This is a genomic window from Paenibacillus lautus (genome assembly GCF_050482385.1).
Taxonomy (GTDB): Bacteria; Bacillota; Bacilli; order Paenibacillales; family Paenibacillaceae; genus Paenibacillus_AQ; species Paenibacillus_AQ lautus_B.
In genome coordinates this window covers 13,355-29,623 of sequence record NZ_JBCNHV010000020.1, presented here as the reverse complement: position 1 = coordinate 29,623, position 16,269 = coordinate 13,355, and the positions used below count along the sequence as shown (strand labels likewise).

Here is a 16,269-nt window from a genome sequence, read left to right as displayed (position 1 = left end):
CATTTCTCTATGATTTAATTATGCTAAGATGAAGACCTTGGGACTACCACAGGATGTGAACTAAATGGTATAGAAAATTGATCGGCGGTGAATTTATTGAACTGGAATTGGAACAGCATTCGCACGAAATTGATTACCTTTATGATCATGGCTACCATCATTCCGACCACCATCTCCATGATCATCAGCTATGTCATGACAACCAACTCGCTCAAGGAACGGGCCGTTGTTGAGAATATGAACCTTCTCTATCAGGGACGGTTGAATCTGGAGAGCTATTTGGAAGACATGAACCGCAATTCCCTTACGGTTTATTCGGATCCGGATTTTTTCCGCAGCCTTTATTATAGTCATGAGAACATTAATGCCAGCGGCAGGCAGTCCGCCACGCTGCAGTCCATTCAAAAAGCTATCAGCGGATCCAGACAAGTCTATCTCTATGTCGACGGCAAAAAAGAGGCCACGTTGTTCGCTCAGGATATCGCCAGAAAAACGAGTGATGTCAACCTCTATCCCGAAATTCCCGATCTCGATAACGATACGGTGGTATTACAGCCGCCCCACCCCCTTCACACGTATGGCTTTCAGTTAGCTTATCCCTATGAAGCCAATAAACAAGTATTCACGATGTACCGGGTCATTGAACGCGTCCCATCTACCGAGCGATTAGGTATACTCGCCATCGATATGGATATGAATTTCCTGAGCCGGATCAGCGATCAGCTGTTCCAGCCCGAACATGAGCAGCTATATATTACAAATGAAGCCGGGTATATCATGTATGCCGGCCATGGCGAGATGCTGGGACAGCAGATTCAAACGGAATGGTACGACAGCATCAAGCAATCCGGCAAGAAGGAAGGCCATTTCGAATATAACAACAAAATCTATGTATATAACCATATCAAAACGTCAGTAAGCGACTGGACGATGATCAAAGAGATTCCTTCCTCCTATATTCTAAGCAGCGCGGACAAAGCAGCCTTCGTCAATATTTTGCTGATCGGTGTGTCCCTGATTCTCATCATCGCCGCCACGATCTGGATTTCGGTCTATATCACGGCGCCGATCCGGGAATTGGTAGGCCTCATGAGCCAGGTCAAAAGCGGACGAATGACCGTGGATATCTCCTCCAGCCGCAAAGACGAAATCGGAACTCTCCACCGCAGATTCGGGAGCATGATGGATACGATCAACAATCTCATCTTGCAGGAATACAAGCTGAAGCTGGCGAACCGGACCAACCAGCTCCGGGCGCTGCAGGCGCAAGTGAACCCGCATTTTATGAACAATGCGCTGCAAACCATCGGCACCCTTGCGCTGGAGCATGGCATGAAGAGAATCTACACCCTGATCTCCACTCTTGCCCGGATGATGAGATACAGCATGTATAATACGGACAAGCCGGTCACGTTGGCCACGGAGCTCGATCATATCAAGGATTACGTGGAGCTGCAGAAAGAACGATTTGAGAATCAGTTCGACTTCCGTTACGATGTGGATGAGTCAACTTTGCAGGTGTTGATCCCGAAAATGCTGGTTCAGCCGCTGATCGAGAACTTTTTCAAGCATGGCATGAACCCCTTGGCGGAAAACAATTACATCGCGCTGAAAAGTAAGCGCCTGTCAGCCTCCATTGTGCAGATCACGGTCGAGGATAACGGAAACGGAATGCAGGATGAGCCGTTTCAAACCCTTCAGGAGCATTTGCTTCGGATGGAAGAGTTGGATCTGGAACAGCTTCAGGTGCTGTCCGAAATGGAAACGGAAGACAGCAGCGGGATCGGACTCATCAACATCATGACAAGGCTGAGACTGTATTATCGCGGAAAATCCAAGTTCAGCATCGAAAACAACCAGCCGCATGGCTTTCGTGTTGTACTGACTATAAATGTGGAAGGTGAAACGGATGAAGGCATTGATCGTGGATGACGAGTCTCGCGTGCGTAAAGCCATCCGACTGCTGGTCCAGTGGGAAACGCACGGGATTACCGATATTGAGGAAGCCGCCAATGGTCTTGAGGCGATGGAGCTGATTCCTGCGTTCCGGCCGAGCCTCGTGCTGATGGACATGCTGATGCCGCTCAAAAACGGCGTAGACCTTATGGAATGGATTCACAAGAATTATCCGAATATCAAATTCATTGTCATCAGCGGGCATGACGACTTCGAATTCGTACGCAACACCATCTGGTACAGCGGCACGGATTATATCCTGAAGCCCATCGAGGAAGCCGTCATCAACCAAGCGGTCGCCAAGGCGACTGCCGCCTGGAAAGCCGAGGAACGGGAACGCCTTGCGGCGCGGCAGCAGCATGTTCAGGTGAACGAGTACCGGCCGGTCTATTCCGAGAAGCTGTTGTCCAGCCTGATTGATGACAAAAGCGCCCATTCCCAGGTGGTCAATCGCCTCAAGGATGAAGACATCGTACCGGATCATGCGCAGACGATACGCCTGGCCGTCATGCAGATGGACAAGTCAGATCATGCGCTATATAGCCGCTTTGGCCATCATCAGGATTTGCTCATGTTTGCCCTGCTGAATATTTGCAATGAATTTCTGCAAAAGGACCGGATCGGAATCGCCTTCCGTCACTTCGGTTCACCTCACCAACTTGTTATTTTGTTGTGGGATCAGCTTCCCACGCTGCCTACACTGCTTCAAGAGATCAATAACGGGATGTACCGCACCTTGTCGCGCCACATGCACTTTGGCGTTAGTCCTGACGGTCAATACCCGGCAGACATTCCGGAATTGTATGCCCGAAGCTCATCCGCCCTGCATCAGAGGGATTTAACGGTCCTAAATCACTTTATCCATCATACAGAGGAGCAGCGCCGATCAGGCGTTGACCATCATAAAGGCGTGCAGTTCAGCGGGTTTGAGGATACCTGGAAGCTCGCCATACTTAGCGGCCAACCTGCTCCCATAACCGAGGCTGTAGAGTCATTCATCGCGGCTATTCGAAAAAGCGGCGTTCTCACGCCGGAGCTTCTGGAGCGTTGGGACCGCGATATCGAGAGATTTGCCAATCACTTGATTCATGAAACCGCTAACCCGTCGTCTGAAGCTTTGTTGAAATTGTATAAAGAGGAAAGCGCCACCATCGAGCGGCCAAACTCGGACAAGTATGTGTGCTCCCTGGCAGAGTGGCAGCAGTATTGGATTGAATTAATGAGCCTGCTGGCCTCGGCCGTGCAGTCGCAGAAGCAAACGGGTCAGGACCTGATCCATGACATTACGACGTTTATCGAGCAAAATTATCAGAACGACGTGTCGCTGTATGATATTGCAAACCGATTTCACGTAAGCCGCGAGTACATTTCCCGCAAATTCAAGCAAAAACATGGCATTAATATCCCGGAACATCTGAACCGGATCCGCATCTCCAAGGCCAAGGTCCTGCTGCAAAATCGAGGCCTAAAAATGGCAGCGATTTCCGAGATGGTCGGCTTCAAGAACGAGAAATATTTCAGTCTTGTTTTTAAAAAGCAAGAGGGCATTTCGCCGAAGGAATTCCGCAAGCTGCATGAGCAGGAAGCGTAGGCTGGACGGCGGTTTACCGCCGAAGGCCTAAGGCCTAGAGTGTTTTTAGCGTATGCTGATCGACGCATTTTCTCAGCAGCTAGACCGCATGCAGCCTAAGTTTTCTTGCGGGATCAGGAGAGTAACCTCAGGCGTGTATTTAAAAATTAAAGCAGAGAAGGCTGGGGGTTCCCCGTCTTCTCTGCTTTTTTTTGAGAGCGCTCCAAGCTATTTATTTTTCGTGTAAGCCCTCACGCTATCTCTCCCCCAGCCGTTTCTCTAATATCATCACTCCGCGTGCCGGCACCTCGCAGGAATCTCGATGTTCCTCTCCTGTCAGCAGGTCAACATAGGTCTCCCCTTCCAATGGCACGGGTTTGCTCTCCGGCATGTGATTAAGTACAAAGGTGAACTCCACGCCCTCCTTCACGCGTTTTGTCACCTCAACGCCTTCCGGAGCCTTCAGGACGGGCTCAATGCCATGGTCGTTGCATATGGTTTGCATCAGGTCCTTCAGAAATTTAGGCTCTGGACTTGTGGCTACATACCATGCCTTCCCTTGCCCGAAGGAATTCACGGTTAACGATGGCGTCCCCTGATAGTAATCGGAGCCGTATTCGGCAACGACTTCCGCTCCTTCAGCATGGATCACGTCGCATAGAATTCCGCAGTCGTAGGTGCCCTCCAGTTGTCCCTTCCGGCCTCGCAGCACCATCTGATTCTGCTGGCCCGGAAGCAGCGCATCAATCTCCTCGGCCCAAACTCCCATTACCTTGCGCAGCTCGCCCGGATAACCGCCCAGCGTCACCAGATCATGCTCATTGACGATGCCGCTGAAGAAGGTCGTCACAAAGGTTCCGCCTTGCGATACAAAGGCCTCTACGCGCTCCGCAAATCCGATCTTCGACATGTACATCACCGGCGCAATAATAATGTCATATTTCCGGAAGTCCTCTTCAACGCTGATCATATCGGTCTGGATATGCAGCTGATGCAGGGCATCATAATATTTATGCACCTCATTCACGTAATTGAGGGCAACGGTTGGACCGCTCGACAGCTCAATACCCCACCGGTTCTCCCAGTCGTAGATGATCGCGACTTTGGCGTCGGAACGGGCATCCAGAATACGGTCCCCCAGCTGCTGCAGCTCCTTGCCCAGCTCCGCGCACTCGCGGAATACGCGGGTATGTTCATGTCCCACATGTTCGATGACCGCGCCGTGATACTTCTCGCAGGCTCCGATCGAACGGCGCAGTTGGAAGAACATCACCGTATCCGCGCCATGGGCGACCGCTTGGTAGCTCCACAATCGCATCACACCCGGGCGCTTGGCCGAGTTATATGGCTGCCAGTTCTGGACGCTCGGCGTCTGCTCCATGAGCATAAAAGGCTGTCCTCCCTTAAGTCCCCGCATCAGAGCATGAGCCATGGCCGTATAGCTGTACGGGGTATCCAGTGAAGGATAGTTGTCCCAGGATACAACATCCATCTCTTTGGCCCATTTGAAGTAATCCAGCTCCGGATAGAAGCCCATGAGATTCGTGGTCACCGGAATATCCGGCGTGATCCGTTTCAATTCATCCCGCTCCAGCTTATAGCAGTCCAGCAGGCTGTCCGATTGGAAACGCCGATAATCCAGGGATATGCCTTGAAAATTGGTTCGGTTGCCGGACCACTCCTCGCTTAAAGCATTAGGTACAACAATGTCCTCCCAGTCATAGAAGGTATGGCCCCAGAAGCGGGTATTCCATGCCTTGTTCACGGCATCCAGCGTGCCATAGCGCTGCTCAAGCCAAGTCCGGAATGCCGCGGCGCAGTTGTCGCAGTAACAGTACCCGCCATATTCGTTCGATACGTGCCAGATCAGGACGGCCGGATGATCCTTATAGCGTTCCGCCAGCTGGCCGGCCATGATTGTGGCGTATTTTCGGTAGGTGGGGCTGTTCGGGCAGGAGTTATGGCGGCCGCCGAATTTGCGTTTACGGCCCTCGTAGTCAACGCGCAGCACATCCGGGTATTTACGCGCCATCCAAGCCGGATGGGCGCCTGTGCTGGTTGCCAGACAGATATATACCCCGTTCCGGTACAGCCGATCGATCGTCTCATCCAGCCAAGCAAAATCGTACGTGTCCTCATTCGGCTGGCTCAAAGCCCAAGAGAATACATTAATGGTGGCTACATCGATACCCGCCAGCTTAAACATGCGGTCATCTTCCTTCCACGCTTCCGCATCCCATTGCTCGGGATTATAATCGCCGCCATACCACATTTTGGGTAACTTTTCGTTAATCATCTAGGGTTCAGCTCCTTTAGCTTCTTAAATTCCGTATCCCGTTCCCCATTCAAAAAAACCTTGTTCGATCAATCTATGTTCACGCTGCCTTCGTCGGTGGTCGGCGTGATCCGGTAAGTCGCTCCGCTCACCGTTTCAAACGAGCCTTGATCATCCGTCGTCACGACACTTCCGTCTTCCCTTCTAACGGCAAGAGGTACGGAACAGCTAATTCTACAGACTCGGCCATGCGTAGAGGTTACGCTCGCAGACGTAAGGATGCCTTCGCTCCATTCCATGTCCACAATAAACCCGCCACGAGCCTTTAACCCTCTTATGGAGCCTTCTGTCCACGCCTTCGGCAGCGCCGGCAAAAGCTGAATAGCGCCCAAATGACTCTGGAGCAGCATTTCTGCAAGTCCGGCGGTGCCTCCAAAATTGGCATCGATCTGGAACGGAGGATGGTCTCCGAGCAGATTAGGATGCATGGATCGGGAAATCAGCGTCCGAACATAATCATACGCCTTGTCCGGTTGCTGTAATCGGGCAAACAGGTTGATCAGCCATACGCAGCTCCACCCCGTGTGCCCTCCTCCATGGTCGATGCGCGACATCAGCGTACGATAAGCGGCTTCCGCAAGCTGCGGCGTACCTTGAAGGGTAATATCAGAGCCGGGATACAGTCCATACAAATGGGATACGTGCCGATGTCCGGGCTCCGCTTCCGGATAAGGCTCACTCCATTCCATGAGTTTACCTTCGGCATCGATGGCGTAAGGCAGCAGCCGCGCTGCCGCAGCCTTCCATTCCTCCCGCAGCTCAGCATCCTGCTCCAGCAGCTGTGATGCCTCAATACAGTTATGGAATATATCCCGAATGATGGCCATATCCATCGTGGAGCCTGCCGACACGCTGCAAGGCTGGCCGTCCGCAGTAAGAAACTGATTCTCCGGCGATGTTGACGGACTCGTCACCAGATGTCCTTTTCCGTCCTCAATGAGCCAATCCAGGCAAAACAGAGCCGCATCCCTCATCAACGGATATGCCGTTCCCCGCAAATATTCAAGGTCAGGCTGGAATTGATAACGCTCCCATAAATGCCGGCACAGCCATGCGCCGCCCATGGGCCAGAAAGCCCACATCGCTTTCCCATCGCTCGGGCTCGCCATGCGCCATAGATCCACATTATGGTGAGCAACCCATCCGCGGGCACCGTAATGAATCTTCGCTGTCCGGCCCCCGCTCACGCTTAGCTCCCGAATCATCTGTATCAACGGCTCGTGGCACTCGCTCAGATGGGTCGTCTCTGCCGGCCAGTAGTTCATCTCGGTATTGATATTCGTTGTATAATCACTGTTCCATGGCGGCTGTACATGCGGATTCCATATGCCCTGCAAATGGGCGGGCTGTGTACCTGGCCGGGAGCTGGCGATGAGCAAGTATCTTCCGAATTGAAACATCAGCGCCTCGAGTGCAGCATCCTCCCGTCCCTCCCGGTACGCTTTCATCCGCTCGTCGGTGGCTATAGCTTGTGCGGAACGCTCACGCTCTGGACGGCCAAGCTGAAGCTCCACGCGTCTGAACAAGGCTTGATGGTCCTTGATATGCCGGGAGCGCAATTCTGCAAAACCATGCCGCATCGCGTCCTGAAGTCTCCCCCTGCATATATCGGACGGATCGGTTCCTTCAGAGCTCGGAGATCGATCGAAGCCTTCAAAATTCGTGGCTGCCGTTATCAGCAGCGTGACCGAGCCTGCACCGTTGATGCGCATGCCGCTGTCATCCACCGTTACCTGCCCGCTATCCGTCAGGGCCAGCAGCCGCATCTCATACCGTATGCCAAGCCCATCTTCATAGAGCACCGCCCCGGGGTGATCACCTCTGTAATTCTCAGCAATATGGGTGGGGGCTTGTCCATACAACACCAAAGATCCGTCTTCTGCAGTGCGTGTATCATGCTGCAGCGGTGAACGAAGCCCGATCTCCAATTGGATGGTTCCGCCGTTCGTGCTTGTATAACGAATAACCGCGGCCTGATCAGGCGCACTGATGAACATTTCCCTGCTGAAGCGATCATCAGGGCCGCCGGCTCGAAAGTGAGTGGATGCAATCCCGGTATCCAGATCCAGTTCGCGCCTATAGTCCGTCCGGTGATCCCCTATTCCCGACTGTCGGATGACCAGATCTCCTAAAGGCAAAAAGGACTCCGTGCTTCTGCCAACCATCTTGCCCTCAATCAACTGCTCGGCTTCGGCAAACTTCCCGGACGCAATCAGCTCTCTTGCCGCTGCCAAATGCCGGAGAGCCTCGTAATTATTCGTGTCCCGGGAAAATCCGGACCAAAGTGTATCTTCATTCCATTGAATGCGTTCTTCCTGAACGCCTCCGAACACCATGGCCCCAAGTCGGCCGTTTCCGAGCGGAAGCGCTTCTTCCCACTTGTCCGCGGGCTCCCGATACCACAAGGTTGTGTTCTTATTCTCAGCTGAATTCAGTGTAATCCCCCCTTATTCCAATTGATAAAGGTCTTCTCGATGAACCCCTCGTATCCTTCATCAGCTGCTGTATTTCTTCTGTTAAATAACGGCACAACCGCTATAACAGTGACCCTTTCATATAGCGGCAAAAGGGGCCGCATATTGCCGGCCCCTTCTATTCACCTATACCTTAATCATTCCAGAGTTCGACGCGGTCACGTACCAATTGGGTGTATTCCTGCTCCATTTTCTCGGCGCCGGCATCATTCAGTTCTTTGATGAACTGTTCATACAGCGCATCAAATTTCGCCGGATCGGCAAGAATGATTTCCGGAATCCGTTTACGGGTAATCTCTTCCACCTTTTTGTACGTGATATTGATATTGGAGTCGCTCGGTACTGGAATGTTGTAAGCAACGCCCCATGGCTTCACTTTAAATTCCTCTTGTTTCGGCCACAGGTCTTTCCACATTTCCGCGCCGTATGCTTTCAGGGTCTCCTTCGCGGATGGCGTATAGTTCTCTATGATCGTCTCCGGGAAATTCGTCGTATAGTAGTTGTCCGTCGAATCCTTCACGCCGTCTCCGTAACGCGGGAACATGGCGTTGTACAAGCCGATTCCTGTTTCCTTGGTGAAGTTGGCGTTGTCATAGGTTTTGCGCTCTTGGACGTCTTCCGGAATGACGCGCTTGCCGTCCACAACGTTGTAATGCTCGCCCTCAATTCCCCAATTCATCAAAACTTGCCCTTCTTCGGAAGCCAGATAATCCAGGAACTTGATGATTCGAACTGGATCCTTCGCGGACGTCGTAATGCCCACACCCCATCCGGCGACGTAACCCGCGTCCTGGAACGTTGCATCCTTAGTCGACTCATCCAGCTGGATCGGGAATCTCGCATAGGTGCGGTTTTCCTTGCCGGAAGATCTCAGCGCGTTGGTTGCATTGCCGAAGCCCCACTCCTGATCGATGACGCCAAGAACACGGCCTGAGGAGATTTTAGCTTCGTATTGGTCCGTTTTCTGTACGAACGTTTCCTTATCCAGAAGACCTGCATCGTTCATATGGTTCAACCAACGGAAATATTCTTTCTCTTCCGGGCGCTTGTAGTGCAGCTTAGCCTCGACCGCCTCCTGGTCGATATAATACTCCCCGTCATCCGATGCGCCTGTCGCGATAAACGCCGGGTTCGTTACCGAGATCATGATCCTCCATCCGTCCGCATTCAGTGTCAGCGGAATCGTCGGCTGGCCGTCAATGGTCGGGTTTTTCTCGGCATAGTCTTTCAGCGCTTTCTCGTAATCCTTCACCGTCTTCAGTTCAGGGTATCCGAGTTCTTTCAACACTTCATGCTGGATCTGAAACGTGCCGCCGGCATCGAGCGCCTGATGGTCCACCGCTGCAAGTGTCGGGAGGACATAGATGGCCTCATCGTCGTTACTCCATTTCAGGCGGCTCATATATTCTCCATACACCTTCTTGATGTTCGGCGCATGCTCTTCAATCAGATCCGTCAGATCAATAAACGCTCCGGAATCCACAAACAGATTGGCGTCACCCTTGGCAAATACCAGGTCCGGATATTCCCCGCTCGCTACCATCAGCGGGAGCTTCTGATTGGAGCCGTCTACTGCGTATTCGGCCTGGATCGTAATGCCGGTTTTCTCGGTCAGCTTCTTGCCGACCGCATCCTGCATGTTGGCCCAGTTCGCATTGGAATCCGCGCTGTAATACGTCATGGTCATCGGCCCCTGCTTCTCTTCCTGCTGCGTATCGTTGCCGCCGCTCCCTTCTTCGCCGCCGTTTGCACTATTGTTGCTGTCGCCGTTGCCGCACGCTGCAAGAATGAATGTGGCCATCATCATGATCGCGAGCAGCAGCGATAATCTCTTCTTATGTTTCATTGATATACCCCCTAATCGATTTTTAATTATCTATCGTATAACAGACGTAATGACTGCTGATACCGTACATGCCCTTAGCTTTTCACCGCTCCAAGCGTCATCCCCTTCACAAAATACCGCTGCAGGAACGGATAGACGAGCAATATTGGAACCGTAACCACAATTGTGATCGCCATTTTGATCGATTCCGGCGACACCTGCTTCACGATTTCGGCCATATTCTGCCCGGACATCATGCCGCTTGTTTGTCCCTGCGTGCTTTGCAGCACCTTCATCAGCTCGAATTGGAGCGTCGTGAGATGGGGGGCGTTGCCGTTATAGAGATACGTATCGAACCAAGAATTCCACTGACCGACTGCCAGAAACAAAGCGATAGTAGCCAGAACGGGCTTACAGAGAGGGAGAATGATTTTGTAATAGATCGTAAAATCATTAGCTCCGTCAAGCTTGGCTGATTCCTGAAGCGAATATGGCAAGCTGTCGATGAAAGACCGGATAACGAATACGTTAAATGCGCTCACCATCCCCGGAATGATGTAAACAAGAAACGAATTCATCATGTTCAAGTCGCGGATCAGAATGAAGACCGGAATCATCCCGCCGGAGAAGTACATAGTCATGGCCAGGAATACGGACATGAACTTTCTTCCCTGAAAATCTACCCTGCTGAGGACATAACCCAGCATCGTTCCGCTGACCAAGCCCAGGAGTGTTCCTGACAGCGTACGGAGAATCGTAATTTTGGCGCCGGTAATCAAACCGTCGTATTTAAAGATCTGAACATAGTTCTCCAGCGTAAACTCCCGCGGCCAGAGATAGATCCCCCCGCGTACCGTATCCACGGAATCGTTCAGCGATATCGCAAGAACATTCAGGAACGGATACAGAGTGACAATCATGACCAGTGCCATAAATGTAAAGTTAACCATATCAAACACGCGGTCGGAGAGCGTGGGCTTGAATGCTGTTTTGGTTCGTGCCATGCTGCTTCCCTCCCCTACATAATCGATTGCTTCGTGAATTTTTTGAATACGCCGTTAGCGAGCAGCAATAAGAGGATACTTACAATGGAGTTGAACATCCCGATTGCCGTACCGAAGGAGAAACGTCCCATCCCAAGGCCGTAATTCAGCGCATACAGATCCAACACTTCGGAATAATCCACCACCAGCGGATTACCCAGCAAGAACTGCTTCTCGAAGCCGATGCTGATCAGATGTCCGATGGACATGATCATTAGAATTGCAATCGTAGGGGCGATGCTTGGCAGCGTAATATGCCATATTTGGCGAAGTCGGCTTGCGCCGTCAACCTTGGCTGCTTCGAATTGCTCCTGATCAATTCCTGAAATCGCTGCCAAATAAATGATCGCGCTCCAGCCCATTTCCTTCCATATATCAGAGCCTGTTACGATATACCAAAACAGGTTCCCCTGAGCCATAAACTGTATCGGTTCATCAATGAACCCCAGCCACATCAGCAGCTGATTGACAGCGCCTCCATCTGTGGACAGCATTTTGGTCACGATACCTGCTACCACGACCCAGGACACAAAATGCGGTAGATAAGATATCGTCTGTACGGTCCTCTTGAATACGCTTCCACGAAGCTCATTCAACAAGACTGCGAATAGGATCGGAATCGTAAAACCAACGATCAATCCCATAAAACTCATGGCGAGTGTATTTCGCAACACCAGATAGAACTTATCATCCGAGAAGAGTGTCACGAAATGGTCCAGGCCCACCCATTTTTGCTCGAAGATCCCTTTGCCCGGCTTGTAATTCTGGAATGCCATCAACCAGCCCCAGACCGGCATGTAGCTGAAGATGAACACAATGACGATGAAAGGAAGCGACATTCCATACAGTACTTTCTGCTCTTTGAAAGTGGCCCAAAAGCCTTTCTTTTTCTTGGCGGCAGGTTGGATGCTGCTCCCCGTCTTTGTTACCGCTTTCAAACCAACCCCTCCTCTCTTGTATATCCTGATGATAAACCAAGCTGCGGCGGGGAAGTACCCGAAGGATTGGTTTAAAAATCATATAAAAATTAGACATTACATGAGGAGAAAATGCTGAAAAACCCTTTCGTCCGCTCCGTGTCCGGATCGTATCTCCGATCGCTGTTAAAGCCGGGAAACTTCGGTTGATATGGCAAGGTGGTTTCCCGGCTTTAAAGGCGAGCGCTGGCGCTTCTACGATACGATTCCGGCCCCTCCGCTCGGAGCTTCCCAGCAGTTGGCTCCCCCAATCATGTCTTGGGGGAGGTAGGAGGAAATAAAAAAGACGCGTACCTTAGTCGCGTCTTAAAGGGCAGCGATATGAAAGTACTTATGTTTAGTCTGGTTGTATAGTAAGTGGAAACTACAGGAGAAGAACAATTATAAACCTTTAGAATACGACATCGACGATGCGCAGCTGCTTAAAGCCTATTTGCCGTGCGCCGGCTCACTGCGGCTACTCATGCGATACTCTGTCACAATAGGCTGTATAACCTCGGGGCCACATCCGGGCTCGGCCACTTGTGCAAATCAGCGTTACGTCAATGACGACTAATTACAGGTCCAGCTCCTTGCGGAAATTGGATGGAGAGGTACCGACGTACTTTTTGAATTTGCTATGAAAATAGTCGACGTTCGTATACCCGACCTTCTCCGCAACCTGATACACCTTCATGCCCTGTTTCAGATAATCCTTGGCCTTGTTGATCCGGACCTTATCGAGGTACGTATTGAAGTATTCTCCGGTTGTATTCTTGAACATCTTCCCCAGGTAGGCGCTGTTGTAATTAAATACGGAGGCCAGCGTTTCCAGTTTAAGATTCTCATTGTAATTGCGCTGAATCAGATCCATAATCCGCTTCATCTCCTGATCTCGTCCGCCATCCCCCGTCTGCCAGATCAGGTCCTCCAGGAATTGGGACGAATGGCGGCACAAATCATAGGCCGTGCGCTGGCGGAATATCGCGGCAATCCGATCCGAATATTCCTTCGTGCGGGATTGCAGCTCTGGCTGATGCTGCATCAGCTTGTTGTGCACGCCGGTAAGGAGCTCCACGAACGCCCCCTTCATCCTCTCCTCCGTGTATCCCTCATTCACCATCGCATACGCGGCAGCATGCAGCAGCTTCCGCTGCACCTCGACATTGCCTACATCTACGGCGTAATAGAGCTGCTTCATCAGCTGCTCCGGATCATAAGGTTGCCGCTCTTCATCCGTTATGTCGCCAGCAAACCGCTTGGATTCAGGAAATAACAACTCGCCGGGAGGATAGAAGAAGCGTTCGCGAATCCGTTCCTTCGCACAACGGTACGAATCGGCTACATCCTCCAGACGATGAACCTGGCGCCCCAATGAAGCCGTAATTGACCTACCTGCCAGTGTGGCAGCATCCTCCACCGTCTGAAGCAATTCCTTCCGCCCTCCTGCCGTCAGTACCGGGCTGGGCATTAGAACGCCGAGTTGTCCGTGCATGGAAAAGACCGTGCCGCGGCCGTTCTCTTCAAAAGCTTCAATCAGCTGGATTTTCAACCGGTCGTCGGCTCCCTCACCGGATTCATCGTAGCCGTTATGATGAATAATCAGCACTTGGTAATGGTTCCATAACAGTCCTGACCGCTCGGCGATATGCCGTAAAGCCGCCGGATCGGGCTTACTCTCCGGATTGAACCATGTCTGAATGAACTGCTCGCGGCTCATATCGGAGGCGGCCCTATTCAGCGCCTTCCTCTCCTGTTCCTGCTCGATGGCTTCTTTAATCTGAAGCAAATACTTGCTCAGCTCATCCTCATCCACCGGTTTCAATAGGTATCCGTCCACGCGATGGGAAATCGCCCGCTTGGCATAATCAAAATCAGCATATCCGCTCAGGATGAGCAGGTGAATCTCGGAATCCAGGTTTCGGATGGCTTCGATCAGCTGCAATCCGTCCATTCCCGGCATTCGGATATCAATCAGCATCAAATCCGGGTCATACATCCCATGCTTCTCCAGCGCTTCGCTCCCGTTCGCTGCGGTACCAACAACCTGATACCCAAGCTCGGTCCATGGCACAATGCTCTTCAGTCCTTCGCGCAGCTTGGGTTCGTCATCCACGATTAACACTTTCATCATCGCTCTCTCCTCCTGTCGGAATACTGAATGTAATGCGCGTTCCAATCCCTGGTTCGCTATAAATGATCAGACCCGCTTCAGGACCGTAGGTAAGCTGCAGACGGACATGAACATTCCGGAGCCCGATCCGTCCTCCGTCCTTCTCATCGGTATCGTTCAAATAACCATAGATCATCTGCAATCGCTCCAAGGTTATGCCCGCTCCATTATCCTCGGTCATGACGTGCAGTTTCCCTTCGCTGGCCGTGACCCTCACCCTGATAAAAGTTCCCTCTTCCTTGTGATCCATCCCATGTATGACCGCATTCTCCACAAGCGGTTGTATGATCAGCGGCGGGATTCTGACCCGATCGGCTTCGGGATCTACCAGAAGTTCATATTTCAGACGATCCTCATAGCGGAATTTTTGAATATCCAGATAACACTGCACCATCTCAATCTCGTCTTTTATCGTTGTTTTTCCGCTGCCTATCTCGAGATTGCTTCGCATCATTTTACCGAGCAGACGCACAATCCTGGCGATTTCGTCCTCCCCCTTGAGATGCGCCTCCATGCGAATAGACTCTAAGGCATTAAACAAAAAGTGCGGATTGATCTGACTGGCCATCATTTTGAATTTAATTTCGTTCTGCTTCTGCTCCATTAACCGTTTCTGTTCATTGGACTCCTGCACTTCGTTCATCAGGTCATTAATGTTACCGACCATGGAGTTGAATTGGCGGGATAACTGGCCGATCTCATCCTTGCCGTCAATTTCCATAGCAACGCCAAGGTTGCCGGTACCTACCTTCGTAATATGCTTGCTGAGGCGCAACAGCCGATTAGAGATCAGTGAGGAGAAGCTGTAGATCAAAAGAACAGCCAGCAGCAGACTGATGATGATGACCGTCATCGCCAGCTTGCTGATCCGGTTGGCGTCCGCCACGATGCTATCAATCGAAAATATGGAAATAATGCGCAGGCCATTCACCCCGGATTCCGTATTCAACGGTTCAATCAGTACCTTGGAGGCTTCATCATGGATGACCGATTCGAAGCTTCCGCTCGCGTTGTAGACGACCCCGCTGGTATCTTGAATCTCGGCTAGCGTCTTCCCGTACAGCTCCGGGCGGTTAGCGGCGACAATATTGTTATTGCTGTCCACAATGATGGTGTCAAACGTTTCTTGACTGAGGATCGTGTTCAGCATACCCGTATTGACATTTATTACCAGTACACCGCGATTGTCCTTGCTTCCAAGATCAACCCCCTTGATTAAGCTGAGGTACACCTTCTGATCTCGCTCATCCGTAATATAGTCCCAGTAGATGACTCCGATATCATCCTCGGCTCGCTGATACCATTCCGTTCTCTTGATTCCATCCTCGGGATAAAGGAACTCCCAATTGTTCAGCATGGTGGGGTTCTCACTGTAGAAGCGGATATTCGATATTTCCTTGTACATCCGTATCGCCTGCTGTAAATCGGGATACTCCCTGTAAGCCACAAATACGTCGTATACGCTTTCATATTGCCGGTTAGCAAGATTTCTCAGACGCTCGTCGTAGGATAGCCGATAGGATAAATCGTCTGCCACGTTGATGACTTCGGTTGACCGTTTCTTGACCCGGTCCACGTTCTGGTAAGCCTGCTCCAACGCATTGTTGAAAGCAAATTTGCGGAGCTCGCCCGTAAGGAATATCCCCACGATGGCTACCGGCACAAAGACCACGACAACAAATGACAATATCAATTTTTTGCGGATTTTCATGTCATTCACAAGTTGGATGAAATAAGATAACATCGGACCGTCTTCGCTCCTGTCCTTTAATCTTCGGCAAGCCTTTAAAAGAAAACGGTTACAACTACTCGTGAATAAACCTGCCGCAGGCCTATTATATCAGCATTGCCGTTTGTTCAAGGCCAGCTAAAATATGGAAGAAGCCCGACTCCAGCATAAGGCTGGTCCGGGCTCATCTTCGCTATGCTTTTTTCCT

Annotated in this window: 9 protein-coding genes; 2 read left to right on the top strand and 7 right to left on the bottom strand. The window is 51.3% G+C overall.

What is annotated here, in order from left to right; translation table 11 throughout:
• Positions 1 to 96 precede the first annotated feature (96 nt).
• Positions 97 to 1,932, top strand: coding sequence for a cache domain-containing sensor histidine kinase (locus ABEW73_RS23855; RefSeq protein WP_430206402.1), 1,836 nt, complete (start codon positions 97 to 99; stop codon positions 1,930 to 1,932).
• Entirely contained in the window at positions 1,910 to 3,547 is a 1,638-nt protein-coding gene (locus tag ABEW73_RS23850; RefSeq protein ID WP_430161675.1) for a response regulator, read from the top strand. Before ABEW73_RS23855 ends, ABEW73_RS23850 begins: the two co-directional genes overlap by 23 nt.
• A 235-nt stretch (positions 3,548 to 3,782) precedes the next feature.
• Here ABEW73_RS23850 and ABEW73_RS23845 read toward each other — a convergent pair whose 3' ends face one another.
• The 7 genes from ABEW73_RS23845 to ABEW73_RS23815 all read right to left on the bottom strand — a co-directional run bounded on the left by ABEW73_RS23845 (position 3,783) and on the right by ABEW73_RS23815 (position 16,076).
• Complete coding sequence (locus ABEW73_RS23845) at positions 3,783 to 5,822, bottom strand: beta-galactosidase (RefSeq protein WP_430161677.1); 2,040 nt, start codon at positions 5,820 to 5,822, stop codon at positions 3,783 to 3,785.
• A 68-nt stretch (positions 5,823 to 5,890) separates the two neighbouring features.
• Positions 5,891 to 8,266 carry a glycoside hydrolase family 95 protein gene (locus ABEW73_RS23840; protein WP_430161679.1) on the bottom strand — a complete coding sequence of 792 codons (2,376 nt, stop codon included), beginning with the start codon at positions 8,264 to 8,266 and terminating at the stop codon, positions 5,891 to 5,893.
• 202 nt (positions 8,267 to 8,468) lie between these two features.
• Complete coding sequence (locus ABEW73_RS23835; RefSeq protein ID WP_430161681.1) at positions 8,469 to 10,181, bottom strand: ABC transporter substrate-binding protein; 1,713 nt, start codon at positions 10,179 to 10,181, stop codon at positions 8,469 to 8,471.
• A gap of 74 nt (positions 10,182 to 10,255) precedes the next feature.
• Positions 10,256 to 11,164 carry a carbohydrate ABC transporter permease gene (locus ABEW73_RS23830; RefSeq protein WP_430161683.1) on the bottom strand — a complete coding sequence of 303 codons (909 nt, stop codon included), beginning with the start codon at positions 11,162 to 11,164 and terminating at the stop codon, positions 10,256 to 10,258.
• 14 nt (positions 11,165 to 11,178) lie between these two features.
• Positions 11,179 to 12,141 (bottom strand): ABC transporter permease, encoded by a 963-nt coding sequence (locus ABEW73_RS23825; RefSeq protein ID WP_430161685.1) that lies wholly within the window; start codon positions 12,139 to 12,141, stop codon positions 11,179 to 11,181.
• 595 nt (positions 12,142 to 12,736) lie between these two features.
• On the bottom strand, positions 12,737 to 14,293 hold the full coding sequence (locus ABEW73_RS23820) for a response regulator (RefSeq protein WP_430161687.1): 1,557 nt from the start codon (positions 14,291 to 14,293) through the stop codon (positions 12,737 to 12,739).
• Positions 14,268 to 16,076 carry a sensor histidine kinase gene (locus ABEW73_RS23815; RefSeq protein ID WP_430161689.1) on the bottom strand — a complete coding sequence of 603 codons (1,809 nt, stop codon included), beginning with the start codon at positions 16,074 to 16,076 and terminating at the stop codon, positions 14,268 to 14,270. Before ABEW73_RS23815 ends, ABEW73_RS23820 begins: the two co-directional genes overlap by 26 nt.
• Positions 16,077 to 16,269 lie beyond the last annotated feature (193 nt).

Excerpts from the sequence above, each read along its gene's own strand:
- ABEW73_RS23820 (WP_430161687.1), bottom strand. The coding sequence starts at position 14,293 with ATGATGAAAGTGTTAATCGTGGATGACGAACCCAAGCTGCGCGAAGGA.
- ABEW73_RS23845 (WP_430161677.1), bottom strand. The coding sequence starts at position 5,822 with ATGATTAACGAAAAGTTACCCAAAATGTGGTATGGCGGCGATTATAAT.
- ABEW73_RS23850 (WP_430161675.1), top strand. The coding sequence starts at position 1,910 with ATGAAGGCATTGATCGTGGATGACGAGTCTCGCGTGCGTAAAGCCATC.
- ABEW73_RS23815 (WP_430161689.1), bottom strand. The coding sequence starts at position 16,076 with ATGTTATCTTATTTCATCCAACTTGTGAATGACATGAAAATCCGCAAA.
- ABEW73_RS23830 (WP_430161683.1), bottom strand. The coding sequence starts at position 11,164 with ATGGCACGAACCAAAACAGCATTCAAGCCCACGCTCTCCGACCGCGTG.
- ABEW73_RS23835 (WP_430161681.1), bottom strand. The coding sequence starts at position 10,181 with ATGAAACATAAGAAGAGATTATCGCTGCTGCTCGCGATCATGATGATG.